The 16,788-nt window shown below is 45.3% G+C and carries 12 protein-coding genes; 11 read left to right on the top strand and 1 reads right to left on the bottom strand.

Going from position 1 to position 16,788, the window contains the following annotated elements; genetic code table 11:
• Positions 1-9: 9 nt before the first annotated feature.
• Positions 10-1,218 (top strand): IS256 family transposase, encoded by a 1,209-nt coding sequence (locus AC2T15_RS11565; RefSeq protein ID WP_486777816.1) that lies wholly within the window; start codon positions 10-12, stop codon positions 1,216-1,218.
• 110 nt (positions 1,219-1,328) lie between these two features.
• Here AC2T15_RS11565 and ilvD read toward each other — a convergent pair whose 3' ends face one another.
• Positions 1,329-3,173 (bottom strand): dihydroxy-acid dehydratase, encoded by a 1,845-nt coding sequence (gene ilvD / locus AC2T15_RS11560; protein ID WP_486778366.1) that lies wholly within the window; start codon positions 3,171-3,173, stop codon positions 1,329-1,331.
• Positions 3,174-3,463: 290 nt separating this feature from the next.
• Between ilvD and glmS the strand changes: the two genes are divergently transcribed.
• The 10 genes from glmS to AC2T15_RS11510 all read left to right on the top strand — a co-directional run bounded on the left by glmS (position 3,464) and on the right by AC2T15_RS11510 (position 16,781).
• Entirely contained in the window at positions 3,464-5,308 is a 1,845-nt protein-coding gene (gene glmS / locus AC2T15_RS11555; protein WP_486778365.1) for a glutamine--fructose-6-phosphate transaminase (isomerizing), read from the top strand.
• A 130-nt stretch (positions 5,309-5,438) separates the two neighbouring features.
• The gene (locus AC2T15_RS11550) at positions 5,439-6,257 is read left to right on the top strand and encodes a TnsA endonuclease N-terminal domain-containing protein (protein WP_286594622.1); all 819 of its coding nucleotides are present in this window, start codon (positions 5,439-5,441) and stop codon (positions 6,255-6,257) included.
• Positions 6,241-8,316 carry a Mu transposase C-terminal domain-containing protein gene (locus AC2T15_RS11545; protein ID WP_486778364.1) on the top strand — a complete coding sequence of 692 codons (2,076 nt, stop codon included), beginning with the start codon at positions 6,241-6,243 and terminating at the stop codon, positions 8,314-8,316. Before AC2T15_RS11550 ends, AC2T15_RS11545 begins: the two co-directional genes overlap by 17 nt.
• Complete coding sequence (locus AC2T15_RS11540; protein ID WP_486778363.1) at positions 8,313-9,980, top strand: AAA family ATPase; 1,668 nt, start codon at positions 8,313-8,315, stop codon at positions 9,978-9,980. Before AC2T15_RS11545 ends, AC2T15_RS11540 begins: the two co-directional genes overlap by 4 nt.
• Positions 9,981-9,985: 5 nt before the next feature.
• The gene (locus AC2T15_RS11535; protein WP_486778362.1) at positions 9,986-11,530 is read left to right on the top strand and encodes a TniQ family protein; all 1,545 of its coding nucleotides are present in this window, start codon (positions 9,986-9,988) and stop codon (positions 11,528-11,530) included.
• On the top strand, positions 11,502-13,100 hold the full coding sequence (locus AC2T15_RS11530) for a Tn7-like element transposition protein TnsE (RefSeq protein WP_486778361.1): 1,599 nt from the start codon (positions 11,502-11,504) through the stop codon (positions 13,098-13,100). The genes AC2T15_RS11535 and AC2T15_RS11530 overlap by 29 nt, the downstream gene beginning before the upstream one ends.
• A 212-nt stretch (positions 13,101-13,312) precedes the next feature.
• Positions 13,313-13,600 carry a type II toxin-antitoxin system HigB family toxin gene (locus AC2T15_RS11525; RefSeq protein ID WP_486778360.1) on the top strand — a complete coding sequence of 96 codons (288 nt, stop codon included), beginning with the start codon at positions 13,313-13,315 and terminating at the stop codon, positions 13,598-13,600.
• Positions 13,601-13,612: 12 nt separating this feature from the next.
• Complete coding sequence (locus tag AC2T15_RS11520) at positions 13,613-14,833, top strand: helix-turn-helix domain-containing protein (protein WP_486778359.1); 1,221 nt, start codon at positions 13,613-13,615, stop codon at positions 14,831-14,833.
• 167 nt (positions 14,834-15,000) lie between these two features.
• The gene (locus AC2T15_RS11515; RefSeq protein ID WP_486778358.1) at positions 15,001-15,150 is read left to right on the top strand and encodes a hypothetical protein; all 150 of its coding nucleotides are present in this window, start codon (positions 15,001-15,003) and stop codon (positions 15,148-15,150) included.
• Positions 15,151-15,248: 98 nt separating this feature from the next.
• Positions 15,249-16,781: a site-specific DNA-methyltransferase gene (locus tag AC2T15_RS11510; protein WP_486778357.1), complete on the top strand. Its 1,533-nt coding sequence runs from the start codon at positions 15,249-15,251 to the stop codon at positions 16,779-16,781.
• Positions 16,782-16,788 lie beyond the last annotated feature (7 nt).

The following is a 16,788-nucleotide window of genomic DNA, read 5'->3' as shown; positions in this document are numbered from 1 at the left end:
AAACAGACGATGAACAAAAAAGACCTCGAAGCCTTTGCACGCGAAGCGGCAAAAGGTATTAAAACTGAAAAAGACCTGACAGACATGCGAGCCATGCTCACCAAAGTGATGGTTGAAGCAGCGCTTAGCGTTGAGCTTGATGAACATTTAGGCTATCGCAAGCACGAGCAGTCCAGCTCAGAAAACAGCCGCAACGGTGTCACGCGCAAAACCGTGCGCACTGAAGACGGCCAGTTTGAGCTGGATACGCCACGTGACCGACAAGGTGATTTTGAACCGCAGCTGGTGAAAAAGCACCAAACTCGCTTTACCTCGATGGATGATAAAATCCTTTTTCTCTATGCCCAAGGCATGACGACACGAGAAATTGTCGATACCTTCAAAGAAATGTACGGCGCAGATGTGTCTGCAAGCCTCATATCTAAAGTCACTGATGCCGTTATTGATCAGGTAGTTGAGTGGCAGTCACGGCCACTGGATGCGGTTTACCCCATCGTTTATCTGGACTGCATTGTGGTTAAAATCCGCCAAGATAAGCATGTTATCAACAAAGCCGTTTATCTTGCTCTAGGCGTGAATATGGAAGGCCAAAAAGAGCTATTAGGCTTATGGCTGTCTGAAAATGAAGGCGCTAAGTTCTGGCTTAATGTGCTCACTGAGCTTCAAAATCGGGGCGTAAAAGATATATTAATTGCCTGTGTTGACGGGCTAAAAGGCTTCCCTGATGCCATTAATGCGGTCTTCCCTGAGACTCAAATTCAGCTTTGTATCGTTCACATGGTACGCAACTCAGTCAAATATGTGCCCTGGAAGGACTACAAGGCCGTCACCGCCGAGTTAAAGCAAATATACCAATCAGTCACCGAAGAAGAAGCCTTGCTCGCCCTGAACCAATTTGCTGAGCACTGGGACGACAAGTACCCACAAATCAGCAAGTCATGGCGGACGCACTGGCATAACCTCAATACCCTGTTCAATTATCCTGCTGATATCAGAAAGGTGATTTACACCACCAACGCCATTGAATCGCTGAATAGCGTGATCCGCAAAGCCATCAAAAAACGTAAATTGTTCCCAACCGATGACTCGGCTAAGAAAGTCATCTATTTGGCAATCCAAAATGCGTCCAAGAAGTGGACCATGCCGATCAGAGATTGGAAACCGGCATTGAATCGATTTATGATTGAGTTTGAAGACCGCTTAAAAGATTATATTTAACCTTGGCAGTTACACAGAATCATTTACAGGGTCGCGATAAATAATCTTAACTAATAAAAAAAGGCTTCTAGCATTTTGTGCTAGAAGCCTTTGGTTTTCCTTAGCTTCCGTTACATCATCTCATCTAACAGCTTGGTATCACGCACGGCACCTTTGTCGGCGCTAGTGGCGAGCATGGCGTAGGCTTTGAGCGCTGAGGTAACTTTACGGGTGCGCTGCTCGACCGGTTTCCAGCCTTTTTTATCTTGCTCCACGCGGCGCGCGGCTAGCTCTTCATCGCTGATCAGCAGGTTGATGCTGCGGTTAGGGATATCAATCAGGATTTTATCCCCTTCTTGCACTAAACCAATCGCACCGCCTGAAGCTGCTTCAGGTGAGGCGTGGCCAATGGATAAGCCTGAAGTACCGCCAGAGAAACGGCCATCGGTTAACAGAGCGCACTCCTTACCTAAGCCTTTAGATTTTAGATAAGAGGTTGGGTAAAGCATCTCTTGCATGCCCGGGCCACCTTTAGGGCCTTCATAGCGAATAATCACGATATCGCCCGCTTTTACTTCATCGGCCAAAATGCCTTTTACTGCAGAATCTTGGCTTTCAAAGATTTTCGCGCTGCCCTCAAAGACAAGGATTGATTCATCAACTCCAGCGGTTTTAACTACGCAGCCATCTTCGGCGATATTGCCGTATAATACGGCTAAACCGCCTTCACTGGAGTAAGCATGTTCTACGCTACGAATACAGCCTTGTTCGCGGTCATCGTCTAAAGAATCCCAGCGAGTAGCTTGGCTAAAGGCGGTTTGGGTTGGAATACCCGCAGGACCTGCCTTAAAGAAGGTGTGCACTGCTGGATCAGTGGTTTGGGTAATATCCCACTGGGCAATCGCATCAGCCATGGTAGGGGCATGGACGGTTGAAACATCGGTATGTAACAAACCACCACGGGCGAGGGAGCCTAAAATACTGAAGATACCACCCGCACGGTGCACGTCTTCCATGTGATATTTCTGAATATTCGGCGCTACTTTACACAACTGTGGTACATGGCGTGACAGACGATCAATATCACGCAAATCAAAATCAACGCCTGCTTCTTGGGCTGCAGCTAATAAGTGCAAAATGGTATTGGTCGAACCACCCATGGCAATGTCGAGCGTCATGGCATTTTCGAAGGCTTTAAAGTTAGCAATACTGCGTGGTAGTACTGCTTCGTTATTGTGCTCGTAATACTGTTTGCACAGTTCCACAATGGTGCGGCCCGCTTGTAAAAAGAGCTGCTCGCGGTCAGCGTGGGTGGCGAGCATCGAACCATTGCCCGGTAGTGATAAACCCAAGGCCTCGGTGAGGCAGTTCATTGAGTTAGCGGTAAACATACCCGAGCAAGAGCCGCAGGTTGGGCAGGCGCTACGCTCGTATTCGGCGACTTTCTCATCAGAGCAACTATCATCTGCGGCTGCCACCATGGCATCTACTAGATCTAAGCCGTGATTAGCTAGTTTGGTTTTACCCGCTTCCATGGGGCCGCCTGAAACAAACACCACAGGAATATTCAGGCGCAGGGCAGCCATTAGCATACCGGGGGTGATTTTATCGCAGTTAGAAATACAGACTAACGCATCGGCGCAGTGGGCATTGACCATGTATTCCACTGAGTCTGCGATGATTTCCCGGCTGGGAAGCGAGTACAGCATGCCATCGTGACCCATGGCAATTCCATCATCTACCGCGATGGTGTTGAATTCTTTAGCAACACCGCCGGCCCGTTCGATTTCACGTGCGACTAATTGGCCCATATCTTTTAGGTGCACGTGTCCTGGTACAAACTGGGTAAAGGAGTTGGCAACAGCAATAATTGGTTTTTGAAAGTCTTCATCTTTCATTCCGGTGGCGCGCCACAGAGCACGGGCACCGGCCATATTGCGGCCGAACGTAGAAGTTTTAGAGCGATAATTAGGCATGACGGTTTCCAGCAAAAATAATTCAAACAGGATTAAGCACAGTTATGGCTGTGGGCGGGATGTCCGCGACAGCATAAAGCTGCTAAGGCCGCCTTGGGTAGTGGCGAATAATGCTTTGATCATACGCCAGCTTAGCAGTCACGGCAAAGGCTGCAGGGCTTCGGGCACAGAGTTTGCCGTTATCTAATTTTTTTACATTTTTTTTGAACTGAAAAAGCGAAATTTCACTCTTTTACCGCATAATTATGCGGCGCAAATCGCGTATCGAATCAATACCTAATGGGGCCAATATGTGTGGAATTGTTGGAGCTATTGCACAGCGTCCAGTTGCTGCAATTTTAATTGAAGGTTTAAAACGACTAGAGTACCGCGGCTATGACAGTGCAGGTGTGGCGCTGATAACAGAGCGCGGGCTTGAACGTTGTCGGCGTGTGGGCAAGGTGGCGGAATTAGCCCATGCCCTAGATACCGAGCCTTTAATTGGCCAGCTGGGCATTGCCCACACACGTTGGGCCACGCACGGGATTCCTAGTGAAGCTAATGCTCACCCCCACACTTCAAGAGCCTCCTCGCAGCCTAGTATTGCGGTGGTACATAACGGGATTATTGAAAATCATGCTCAGTTGCGCTCCGAGCTAGAAGCTTTGGGCTATGTTTTTAGTTCTGAGACCGATACTGAAACCATCGCTCATTTATTGCACTATTTAAGCCAGTCCACCCCTGATTTACGTAGTGCACTGCAACAGGCCTTGCCACGTTTGCATGGCGCCTATGGTTTAGCTGTGATTAGTAGTGATCAACCGGATCGAATTTTAGCCACCCGCAGCGGCAGTCCGTTGGTGATTGGGGTGGGAATTGGCGAGCACTTTATTGCCTCTGATCCGCTGGCACTGCGCCAAGTCACTGATCGCTTTGTTTACTTGGCAGAAGGCGATATCGCCGAAATTAGGCAAGAGTCCTATCAAATTTGGGATGCAAGTTTTAGCTCAGTACAGCGCCCAATTGAGCAGGCACAAGAAACGGCGGAAGCAGCAGAAAAGGGCAGTTATCGGCACTTTATGCTAAAAGAAATAGATGAGCAGCCCAAGGTGGTGCAGCAAGCATTGGCTGAGCGAATTAGCGCAACCCAGGTGCAGACAGGATGCTTTGGCGCAAGGGCGGAGCAGATTTTCTCTAGGGTGAAAAACATTCAAATTGTCGCCTGTGGTACCAGTTACCACGCGGGATTAGTGGCTAAGTATTGGTTAGAAGAATTAACCAATACCCCGTGCCAAGTCGAGGTGGCCAGCGAGTTTAGATACCGAAAGGTAGCGGTACAGCCGGATACCTTATTTGTGAGTATTTCGCAGTCGGGCGAAACGGCGGATACTTTGGCCGCCCTGCGCCATTTAGATTCAGCCCATTATTTGGCTAGCTTAACGATTTGTAACGTCGCGAGCAGTTCCTTAGTGCGTGAGTCAGATTTGGCCTTACTGACAAAAGCCGGTCCGGAAATTGGTGTGGCTTCCACTAAAGCCTTTACCACGCAGTTAGTTAGCTTATTGTTGCTTACGTTAGCCATTGGCCGTGCGCGTGGCAGTTTATTGTCTGAGCAAGAGCAGGAAATCGTCGAAGAGCTGCACCAACTACCCAGTAAGCTGTACGAAGCGTTGGCCTTAAATAGCGAAATTGAGCAATTATCAGCGCTTTTTGCCGATAAACAGCACTGTTTGTTCTTGGGGCGTGGTGAGCAGTTTCCGATTGCCTTAGAGGGAGCGCTGAAATTAAAAGAGATTTCTTATATCCATGCCGAAGCTTATCCAGCAGGTGAGTTAAAGCATGGCCCACTGGCGCTGGTCGATAGCACTATGCCCGTCGTTACGGTAGCGCCCAATAATCAGCTGTTAGAAAAGCTAAAATCCAACCTGCAAGAAGTTCGCGCTCGGGGCGGTGAGCTGGTGATTTTCGCCGACGCCAGCACCCAACTCGCTAATGAACCCAACACCCTGCAGATCAATATGCCCAGCATTCATCCAGTACTGGCGCCTATTCTTTACACTATTCCTTTGCAACTACTGTCGTACCACGTTGCCGTGATTAAAGGCACTGATGTCGACCAGCCAAGAAACTTAGCCAAAAGTGTGACGGTGGAGTAGGAGGTTTTTATGCTGTTTGGTGGCTGTGGCATGACAATAAAGTTAGTAACTGAACAATAAAGTTGGTAACTTGACAATATAATTGGTAACTTGCTCCATACATTTAATGCTCAAAATTGAGGTGTGGAGCATGACAAGCAGCACACTTGACTCACGTTCTTTGAAATGGATAAAACAAGGGCGTGGAGCTGGCTCCGGTAAAGACTATCAACCTTGGCTAACGGTCAGAGATTTACCCTCTTCTGGCCGCTCCCATCGCATCTGGGGATTTCAAACGCAGCGTACCCACCACCTGCTTTCAGATTTAGAGTTAGCAGCTTTCTTTTTGTTTGACTGGAACCCATTCGCTACCGATATACGTGAGCAATATCCTCTCAGGTTAGAAGACACCCTTGAGCTTGCAGAACAAGCAGGTATTCGCCACCCCGCGCTTAAAGGGCAAGTGCAGATTATGTCTAGTGACTTTCTCATTGATACGAATATGTTGCGCCAACCAAGAATAGCTATACAAGTTAAAACATCAGCTGAACTATACAACCCCAGAACGATAGAGAAGCTAGAGCTTGAGCGACGGTATTGGGCTAAGAAAAATATCCCATGGTATTTACTAACAGAACAACAAATACCCAAGATAGTCATACAAAATATTGCTTGGCTTTATCCCGCGCAGGTTGCCCTCGATGAACTTGAAAGCACATTAGCTATGGCGGCATTCTATTTAAATTTTTTCCTGCAGAATCCAACCCTACAGATTTCACAAGCAGCAATGATCCTTGACCAAGCATACTCACTGGCACCCGGCGAATCACTACAAAAAATTCGCTCGCTATTAGCTTTACGAGTTTTCTTATTTGATATTACCAAGCACTGGTCATCTTTATGCGTTAGTGAGCTGCAAGCCTCATCCGACATACATTCATTGAGGGAGCGCTATGCTGCGAATCAATGATGTTGTCATGTATGCAGATATTCGCTATCGAATTCTTGTCGTCTCCGATACTCAATATACTTGGATAGATATTGACTCTGATAAAGCTTTTCCAGAGCAAATACCTTTATCAGAAGTTGACACAGAAATATTATCTGAAACCTTAAGAAGAGTTGAGGACCCTTTTTTGTATCTTGCGGCACAATTACCAGAACAGGGTTCAGCTGCGCAGAAAGTCCGTGATAAGCGCCTTGCTGCCATTGAGACACTAATAAATCATCCTAATATTTATTATAGATCGGGTAGAGGCGCCTTAATACAGCAAGCTGTTGAAGCATCCGGCTCCGCTAAAAAGACTTTGTACTCATACCTGCGCCAGTACTGGCAACGTGGCTGTACACCAAACGCTCTTTTACCTGACTACAATAATTCAGGTGCTCGTGGCACAAAGCGTGCAGCGTCAGATAAAAAACTAGGCCGTCCAAGAAGTATAGCCCCTGGAACGGGAGCAATTATTGATAGCAGCATTGAGCGCATGTTCCGTATTGTGCTGGATCGTTATTATTTAACAGAGAAAAGCCATTCTCTGCCTTATGCACATCGCCGCTTTGAAGATATGTTTGAAGTCGCAAACCCTGATGAGTTCAAAGAGAACTTCCCAACAATCAGACAATTACGCCATTTTTATGAGCGCGAATATATCCGGCCAGATCGTATTCGCCTGAGAGCAAATAAGATCAATTACCATAAGGATATCAAGCCACTGCAGGGTACAGCGACAGCTGGTGTTCATGGCCCAGGTGCACGATACGAAATTGATGCCACCATTGCAGATATTTATCTTCTATCGGCTGATCGAAAAAGCATTATCGGTCGCCCAACGTTATACGCTGTTGTTGATGTTTACAGTAGGCTAATTGCTGGTTTCTATGTCGGCCTTGAGAACCCTTCGTACGTTACAGCCATGTTAGCTCTAGTTAATGCGATGACTGACAAAGTACAGTTGTGTCAATCATACGGTTATAATGTTGAGCCAGAAGATTGGCCTTCGATAGGTATCCCTGATGCCATTTTAGCAGACAGGGGAGAGCTACTCGGGTATCAAATTGAATCTCTTGAGCAAGCATTTGGCGTGAGAATTGAAAACACGCCTCCTTATCGAGGCGATGCTAAAGGTATTGTTGAGCGCAGTTTTAAAACCCTACAAGCTGATTTTAAACCTTTTGCACCGGGTGTGGTGACTGGAGATATCGTAAGGAAACGTGGCGGAAAAGATTACCGCTTAGATGCAACTCTTACGCTACATGAGTTCACTAAAATCATTATTGGCTCCATTCTTCAGCGCAACCAACACTCTGTTTTAGTTAAATATGATCGTGATCCAGAGATGCCCGACACGCTGGCACCTATCCCGATTAATATTTGGCGCTGGGGTATTCAGAATCGCAGTGGCCGTCTACGAAACACCTCTGCAGCTGCACTGAAAATCGCCTTGCTTCCTCGCCAGAAAGTGACCCTATCAGATTATGGTATCCAATGTTTTGGTGCTTATTATACCTGCAGGGAGTTAGTCGAGACGGGCTGGCTCCATAGAACACGGCAGCAGCGTCCAAGCTCTTTTATAGCAGCTTACGACCCAGCAGTGGCTGATGTGATTTATGTTTTCCCTGATAAGGGCCAGCCAGATTATTGGGAATGTTTGTTAACAGATCGCTCCAGAGAGTTCAGAGGCAAGTCCATGTGGGAGATGTGGGCAAGCAAACAACAGCAGAAAAAAGCAATAGCTACTGCCAAACTGTCTGAACAAGAAAATAAGAGAGCGCTAGAAAATATAATTGATAAAACAATCAGGGCCGCAGAAAAGCTGCGTCCTGCCTATTTTGGTGACTCGAAAACTGAAACGTTGGCTGGGATTAAGAAAAGCAGATTGGAGGCTCGCAATGCTGAACGGCAGCAACGCCGACCCGACTCTAAAACTACTGATTCAAAACCAAAAGCCGACGTCAGATACTTACATAATCCGCCTGAAGACGCTGCTTATCCTAATTTTCTTGATGAGTTATTTGGAGATGATGAATGACTCTACCAAAAGGTATGCTTCAAGCCATATATCATCAGACTGGAGTCAGCCAGTATGACGGAAACCCTCTTATTGAAGCACTACCACCGATACTCGATCGGACTCAGTTAAGAGATGGGCTCTCAGGCAAAGTTACATTTCGTCCGAACGATATCTATCTTGATGTTCAGACTCGTATTCACGTCATTTCTCAGTTGTTAGATAGCTTTTTTCAACCGTTATCGCGCCATATAGAGTTAGAATCAAAGCTATCTGTTTTGCTTCGCCAAGGTTATGTCGGTAGAAACTTAGCTAATGGCGATTTAAATACCCATATCCAAAACGGTTACGAACGTGTCATGCAAGGTGACCTGGGTGTTTTCCGCTTTGAGCATGTCGAATCAACTGCTAAAAGCATGGCATTTATTGGCTGCTCAGGCTCTGGTAAGACAAGCTCATTAAATCGTATTCTAGCAACTTACCCACAACTGCTTTATCACGAAAAATACAATTTCACGCAAATTGTATTTCTTAAAATTGATTGCCCGCATGACGGTTCTCTAAAGAGCCTATGTCATAACTTTTTCAGAGAAATTGACGCAATACTGGGCACTAACTATGTACGCCGCTACGTTGAAAAACGCCACGGTGTAGAAACTTTGATTGCAATGATGGCACATACTGCAAACACTCATGCGATTGGCCTTCTTGTGATAGATGAAATTCAGCACCTGAGTGTCAAGCGCTCGGGTGGCTCAGAGCGCATGCTTAATTTCTTTGTAACTCTTGTTAACGAAATATCAGTCCCAGTTGTAATGGTAGGCACACCAAAAGCTAAGCCTGTTTTTGAACTGGACTTACGCTCAGCGCGCCGGGGTGCTGGATATGGCTCCATTTTGTGGGAGCCATTAAGTAAACCCTTGCCAGAGCAAAATGTATCACGCTCAGAATGGGGGGCTTTCACCAATCAACTTTGGAAGTATCAGTGGCTAACTAAAGCAGCGCCTGTGATTTCTGATGAGCTTAGAGAAACTTGGTACGATCTTTCCCAAGGGATAATGGATGTTGTTATCAAGCTATTTGTTCTCTCTCAAATCAGAGCGGTCGTAACTAAGATCGAGCGCATTACTCCAGAACTCATGAAAAGAGTATACGAAGATGAGCTCAAACCGATTCACCCGATGATAGATGCTCTGAGATCAGGAGATATTATTAAAATCGCGCGTTACTCAGACCTGACGATCCCTGACGTTGATCGTAAAATATTGGAATTAAGTAACTTATTACATTCGCATCAGGAAAGTATTGATGTAGTGGCTAAATATCGTGGCAATGAACAAGCCATCCGTCTGCACAATATGCTGGTTGATATGGGTTACGCATCGGATTTACTAGAACCGCTGATCAATAGAGCTTTTGAGGACCACCCGCAAATGCACATGAAGGATCTTATGCCATTGATCCTGTCCTGGTATCAAAATACTGATACAGTAAAACCGAAGCTAACAACTCCAACTCCAACTCCAAAAGCACAAAGTATCAAGAAAACAGACTGGCACACGTTAGAGTCTGATGACCTGAGATTCCTGCACTCTCAAGCCGCCAATGATGTGGATATTCAAAAATCACTACAACAAGCAGGCTTATTGTTCGATACTGAGCAGTGGGTAAACTCTTTCAGGTAAGTGGCATGCTGAATTTCCCAGTCCCTTACGCTGAAGAGTTGCTGTACAGCACAATCGCAAGAGCTGGTGTTCGGCAGGGGCTAATCAGCCCTAAACAATTACTGGATGAGGTATTTGGATCGCGTACTGTTATGGCAACGATTGACTTGCCCAGTAATATCGAAAAAGTTGCACGCTGGCTACCCAGCACACTCACTCCAGAAGCACTGATTTACAGCCATACATTATTCCCGCTCTATGCCCCATTTGTTCCTGAAGGTCGCCGTAGACAGTGTATGCAATGGCTAATTGGCTCTCAAGGAGCGTCCCAGCTTGCTTTAGGTGTTGCCGCATCACGAGTCCAAACACCTCGTTTTGTCCGCTACTGCCCAGGCTGCTTAATCGAACAACGTAACCAATATGGTGAGTATTTTTGGCTCAGAGAATGGCAAGCAGAAGGAATCGATGCATGCCCTAAGCATGGCGTATTAATTAATACACGTATTGCTAGGCCGCTTATTGAACGTCACCATTTTATTGCCGCATCTCCAGAGCATTGCTCTCTGACTAAACAGCGCGCTGGCAGCCAAGCGTCACTATGGGTCAATCATCAGGTACGACAACTACTGCAGTTTCCCGCTCAAACTTCGCCGAGCTTTGAACAGTGGTCAATGTACTATCGCAACCTCGCCAGCAAACTCAATTTAACGTACAGAAAAACACAAATAAATCATCAAGCGGTAAAAGACAAAGTCTTGCAAGCTTGGCCAGTGAAGTGGCTCAGCAGGCATCAGCTTTTGCCACAAGGTTCAAGTAAAAATGAGTCTGACTGGCTCAGATGTATCTTTCGTAAGCACCGAAAAAGCTTCAACTATCTTGAACACATTGTTGTGCACCAAGCTTTACTTGGAAATAACTGGCAAATTACTGAAGCCATTAAAGAAGCCAGTCAATACCCAATAAATAGTAATAAACAACAACTTGTTCAGGTTAAAACGCCAGTACACATCAATCTGACACTTGATCAAGAAGACTGGCTTAATTTATTAGTATTACACCCACCCAAGCAAGCTCGGCAAAATTCTAAAGCCCTATACGCTAGGCTATATCGTCAGCACCGCGAGTGGCTGCTAGATACCAATTACCAACATGCAGCTCCTAAAGCAAAGCCTATCAGTCGACGTGTGGACTGGGACAAACGGGACAGAGAGTATTTGCATGCTTTGCGACAGCTAACACTTTTCTTGCAATCTAATCCGCAAGGGCCTCGACGTTCTAAAGCCTGCTTTTTCAAACTATTGGGCAACGCTTCGACCGTTGAGAAAAATATTAGCCGAATGCCTTTATCCAATTCATTCCTGGCAGATCACGTGGAAAGCGTCGCACAGTACCAAATTCGACGCTTACAAAATGCCCACAACTACCTACTAACCCTATTTGATACGCCGCCACGATGGAGACTGCTGAGAAATGCTACCCTCAGTGATGAGCGGTTAACAGAACAGGCTAGAGTTTATTTAGATATATTGATGAGTACACAGCATGAAGTTCAAAGGTCTAAAAGACGATAGCAGGATCAAAGAAATTGGGTCTATATTCCGCCGCCATGGGGGCTCAGATTGGAATATTAATGTTAAATTAACTCCTCATCAACAGAAGCAATATTTTGGTTTTTCGCAAGTACCAATATTGGCAAGGCGTCGAGTACTCAATGCAACCAAGGCATTAACACAAGCAGGGTTTACGAGAAGTGTAACCATAGCGAGCACTCGCTCTTGGGAAGTTGAGCAGATCAAGGTATGCCCTATACCAGCGGTAAACCGCGCACGAGATGCTAAGCAATGGTGCTTTGTATTTGACTTCAATGGAGTCCGATACTTCTTGCCGCAAATTGAGCTGGCTCGTGTACTGTTTTTGCATACGGCCTACCTTGCCCGTCTATCGCTAATCCACAATGGTCTATCCCAAGAGTTCGATGTCCAGCAGGAAAGTGAACTAAATAAAGTCTGGATTAATATATTACCAACCTCTAGCTTGCCCCTAAAGGCAAGAAGTGATGACGCACTCAGACAACGGCTCGCCTGGCTTTTATTAGACGAGGATGTACGGCATTCATTTGAGAGTATTGCTACTTATCAGCTCAAGAATGGTTATGACAGTGATAAATATAGACTATGGGATTTTCAATTTGACCCGCCAGCGTTAGTAGGCGCTGAACTAGCACTACGTGGTCACTATGAGTCAGAATTGAATGCGTTCTTTGTGTATGAAATAGATGGCATCTCTAAACTGCCTTCCAGCTGCCCTACACACGTAGATATTGTTGACCCCAGATTTGATGTTGGACAGCCAGGGCAAGGGCGCTCAGGGCAAGCCAGATCCAATACAGGGGCAGAACTAATGATTGATGACGATGAAGAGCCAAACACTGACCTTGAAGAATTACAAATTGATGCACCTGCAGTGATATTTGAGTTTGCGCAGTCATTTAAAACAACACGTATCAGAGCAGGAAAAACCCGAGCAGGAGGCTATGGAACAAAAGAAGTCCAAACGGAGCCACTTGAAAAAAATAGCCTAGAAGTAAGCACCGATGAATCGAGTATTCACGGGACTCTATCGCCTGCAGACTACAACGCAACTAGCGAAAAAAATGATAACGCCGATATTTATACTGACAAATTTAAAGCTTTTGATGCGATGGTTCAGCAGTTAGTAAGCATACCTGATTGCACTCATATACATCGTGAAATTCGTAAGCTGCCAACTATTTATGGCTATTCTAAGCATCTGCGTAGAGATGGAAGTCCTCGCTACTTTGTGTGGTATCTGCTCAAGAAAGATAATCATTTGTATTCTCTAGTCGAGGTTGATACGACCGACAACTCAAGCAGCCTATCAACCCTGCTAATAAAGCATAAAAACGTATCATTAGACCCCCATAAATATATTGGAGAACTAGAAAAACAGTTAGTTAAGCAGTCATTAGTGTGGCCAACTCACTTTCTGACGCGAACACTCAAGGGCCATTACAAACGGATCTCGCACCCTCAGTCACCAGCCGAAAATAGAGGGCTACTAGATTGTAAGTCAATTCAGAAGTGGGCAGAAAGAGTAAAATTAGAAATTCTTTCAGGCTAAACTCGTTTCACTGCTACCGACTCTTTATACACATCCTGCGAAATTTCGCTTGCTAATTAAAGTCTGGAGATTTAATGCAGTAATTAGAAGTATTAAAAACAACAGGCCTTTAGATTTAAAATAAGTGAGTCGCACCTTGCTTTATAATTTATAAATTGACGCTTCCCTTGCAGGGTAGTATCATTAAGCCAAGTTTTCGATCGGTAGAGCCCATGAGGTTAATCAACGTACTTTTACTGGATAAGTTCAAGCGCAAGCATGCAGGCTCAAAAGTAGCTTTGGATGCCTGGCGTAAAGAGGTAGAGTGCGCCGATTGGAAAACACCACACGATATTAAAAATCGCTATCAACAGGCTGATTTTTTAGCGAAGAACAAAGTGATTTTTAATATTGGTGGCAATCATTACCGTCTTGTTGTGGTCGTTAAGTACCAGATGGGCATGGTTGTGATTGATTGGGTGGGAACCCATGCTGAATACAGCAAAAAGAAGTTTGAGTAGTGGAGGTGGCTTATGAATGAATTAGCAGCAGTAAAAGTGATTAAAACTGATGAGCAACACGCTCAGGCGGTTGCTCATTTATTACGCCTAATGGAAGCTGACGATAACAGTAATAATGACACCATCGAACTTCTTGCCTTAGTGATTGAAGACTACGAACGTAAAGCTTCCCCCACGCCAAGTGTTGATCCAGTCGACGCGATTCGTTTTCGCATGGATCAAATGGGTATGTCAGCCAAAGATTTAGCGCCTTACCTGGGTAGCCAATCAAAGGTGTCTGATGTGTTAAACGGTAAGCGCCCTTTAACCTTGGCCATGATGCGCAATTTGCATAAAGGATTAGGCATTCCTGCTGATGTATTACTGAACGAAAGCCCAATTGATATAGATTTAAACAAGCCGGCTCTTTTTGATTACACCAGCTTCCCTTTAAAGGAAATGGCTAAGCGTGGCTGCTTTGGGGCGAAGTACATTGCTGCCTCGCTTCCTGCGTTGAGTGATATTGCAGAAGAGCTCATCAGAAAGACGTTTGGAGATTTTTTGTCAGCGGATATGGCTCTATTGCGCGCTCCGCAAACACAAACAGGCACTCGCGCCATGAATGATATGGCGCTGTTAGCTTGGGTAGCGATAGTCAAAAAGCAAGCCTTGGCAGAACCTATTGAGACATCTTACACACAGGGTGTAATTACCAAGGAGTGGCTTAGCGAGCTGGTAAAACTGTCTGAATATACTGAAGGTCCAAAGCTAGCCAAAGAATATTTAGCCCGCTACGGCATTGTTTTAGTCGTAGAGCCGCACTTCAAAAAAACCTATTTAGACGGTGCTGCCATGTTGTTAGGCGACCGTGCTGTAGTAGGCGTTACATTAAGATATGATCGTTTAGACCATTTTTGGTTTGTGCTTATACATGAGCTGGCTCATGTTCAAAAACATCTAAGCCCAGCCGAACCCATTGTTATGGATGATTTAGACGATAAAACCCAACGAGCAGAACAGCAAGAAGCAGAAGCGGATGAAATAGCGCAAGAAGCATTAATCCCTATGGAGGCATGGCAGGCTAGTATGGTTAAAAATACTTATGCTGCTGCAGATGCGCTTAAATTAGCACAACAGCTTAATATCAGCCCCGCCATTGTTGCAGGTCGCGTGCGTAAAGAAACGGGGAACTGGAGACTCTTGCATAACATGCTTGGTAAGGATGTTGTTAAGGCAATGTTTAAAATTAGCTAAGAAATAAAACAGAGAGAAGTGGCGGTAACCACCTCTCTGTTTAAATCGGTTTGATATAGGTGCCAAACCGACATTGGTATGCTGCAAACACAGCAAAAGTGATTTTAGAAGCTTTTGTATGGCATAGCAATGAAGAACCTGCACTTATTAAGGAGGTGAAATATGCTATGCCAAAGCAACTCAAGCTAGATCTACCCATGCCAGAAGGGTATGAGGTAAAGTTTGTGGCCAGTATTACGACTAAGCGTGGACACCGTATTTACGCAAAGAACTATGGCTTTCGAGCTTTTCCGATTGTTGTTAAGTCTGCGAGCTAATTAAGATTTAATAGCAAGCAACAGGCTCTTTGGAGCCTGTTTTGTTTTATGAAATTGGGTAAAGCCCTGTTTGACTGCATAAATGCTTAAGGAAAATCATGCCTATTCTTCATTGGCTCAATAAAGACCAAGCGGTAACAGCCGCGCAGAAGTCAACTTATCGTTTGCTTGAGGAAGTGCCGGAGCTGTCCTATGGCGATGCCGATAATGAAAATCTGCTAATTCAGGGTGATAACTTGGAAGCCTTGAAAGCGCTGATTCCTTTTTATGCTGGCAAAGTGAAGTGTGTTTTTATTGACCCGCCTTACAACACTCAATCAGCCTTTGAGCATTACGACGATAATTTAGAGCACAGCAAATGGCTATCGTTGATGTACCCGCGCTTGGAGTTGCTGCGGGAGTTGTTGGCAGAAGATGGCAGCATTTGGATCACTATTGATGACCATGAAGCGCATTATTTAAAAGTGGTGTGTGATGAGGTATTTGGTCGACGGAATTTTATTGCAAACATCATGTGGGAAAAAAAGTTTTCACCCCAAAATGACGCAAAATGGTTAAGTCAAAATCATGACCATATTTTTCTGTATGCAAAAAATCGTGATGGATGGTTTCCTAATTTATTAAAACGAAGCTTAAAACAGTCAAGAAATTTTAAGAATCCAGACAATGACCCTAGGGGGGCATGGAGTTCTGGTGATTACACTTGTGCAAAGTCAAAAAATGAGCGACCTAATTTATATTATCCGATAGTTAACCCAAATACTGGCGAAGAAGTTTGGCCTAACCCGGTTAGGGTGTGGGCTTATGATCAAAAATCACATCAGCAAAACGTAAGTGAGAATTTAATCTGGTGGGGGGTTAAAGGAACAAATAGCGTTCCACGATTAAAGAAATTTGAAACTGTAGTTCGCGAGGGAACTGTACCGACAACTGTCTGGCGCCACGATGACGTAGGAAACAACCAGACAGCTAAACGAGAAATTTTGGCACTTAATAAGGCACACCCTTTTTCGACACCTAAACCAGAGTCACTTTTGCAGAGAGTCTTGGAAATTGCCACTAATCCAAACGACCTCGTTCTCGACTCTTTCCTCGGCTCAGGCACCACCGCCGCCGTTGCCCACAAAATGAACCGCCGTTATATCGGTATCGAAATGGGTGAGCATGCACAAACCCATTGCCAAACCCGTTTACAGAAAGTCGTCGATGGCGAACAAGGTGGCATATCCAAAGCCGTTGATTGGCAAGGAGGCGGTGGCTTTCGCTTCTTTAAATTGGGTGAGGCGGTATTTGATGAATACGGTAGCCTAAATAGCGAGATTAAATTCCCGAGCTTAGCGGCACATATTTGGTATTTAGAAAACAAAACACCGCTGCAAGGCCAAGCGGATAGCCCGTTACTGGGTGTTAATAACGATACAGCGTATTACCTGTTGTATAACGGTATTTTAGGTGATCGTCGGCCACAAGGTGGCAATGTGCTCACCAGTGCCGTGCTCAATGAGTTACCTGATATTCAGAACCAGCAAAAAATTGTGATTTATGGTGAATCTTGCCGTTTGGGTGCTGCACGTTTGCAGCAAGCCAATATCACCTTTAAACAAATCCCCTATGACGTTGGCATGCTTTGAGTAAGGA

The sequence above is a fragment of the Thiopseudomonas sp. SA1F2-1K genome (genome assembly GCF_057443035.1).
This window is presented reverse-complemented; position numbering and strand designations above follow the sequence as displayed.

Coding starts and splice junctions, on each gene's coding strand:
- AC2T15_RS11565 (WP_486777816.1), top strand. CDS start 10: ATGAACAAAAAAGACCTCGAAGCCTTTGCACGCGAAGCGGCAAAAGGT.
- ilvD (WP_486778366.1), bottom strand. CDS start 3,173: ATGCCTAATTATCGCTCTAAAACTTCTACGTTCGGCCGCAATATGGCC.
- glmS (WP_486778365.1), top strand. CDS start 3,464: ATGTGTGGAATTGTTGGAGCTATTGCACAGCGTCCAGTTGCTGCAATT.
- AC2T15_RS11550 (WP_286594622.1), top strand. CDS start 5,439: ATGACAAGCAGCACACTTGACTCACGTTCTTTGAAATGGATAAAACAA.
- AC2T15_RS11545 (WP_486778364.1), top strand. CDS start 6,241: ATGCTGCGAATCAATGATGTTGTCATGTATGCAGATATTCGCTATCGA.
- AC2T15_RS11540 (WP_486778363.1), top strand. CDS start 8,313: ATGACTCTACCAAAAGGTATGCTTCAAGCCATATATCATCAGACTGGA.
- AC2T15_RS11535 (WP_486778362.1), top strand. CDS start 9,986: ATGCTGAATTTCCCAGTCCCTTACGCTGAAGAGTTGCTGTACAGCACA.
- AC2T15_RS11530 (WP_486778361.1), top strand. CDS start 11,502: ATGAAGTTCAAAGGTCTAAAAGACGATAGCAGGATCAAAGAAATTGGG.
- AC2T15_RS11525 (WP_486778360.1), top strand. CDS start 13,313: ATGAGGTTAATCAACGTACTTTTACTGGATAAGTTCAAGCGCAAGCAT.
- AC2T15_RS11520 (WP_486778359.1), top strand. CDS start 13,613: ATGAATGAATTAGCAGCAGTAAAAGTGATTAAAACTGATGAGCAACAC.
- AC2T15_RS11515 (WP_486778358.1), top strand. CDS start 15,001: ATGCCAAAGCAACTCAAGCTAGATCTACCCATGCCAGAAGGGTATGAG.
- AC2T15_RS11510 (WP_486778357.1), top strand. CDS start 15,249: ATGCCTATTCTTCATTGGCTCAATAAAGACCAAGCGGTAACAGCCGCG.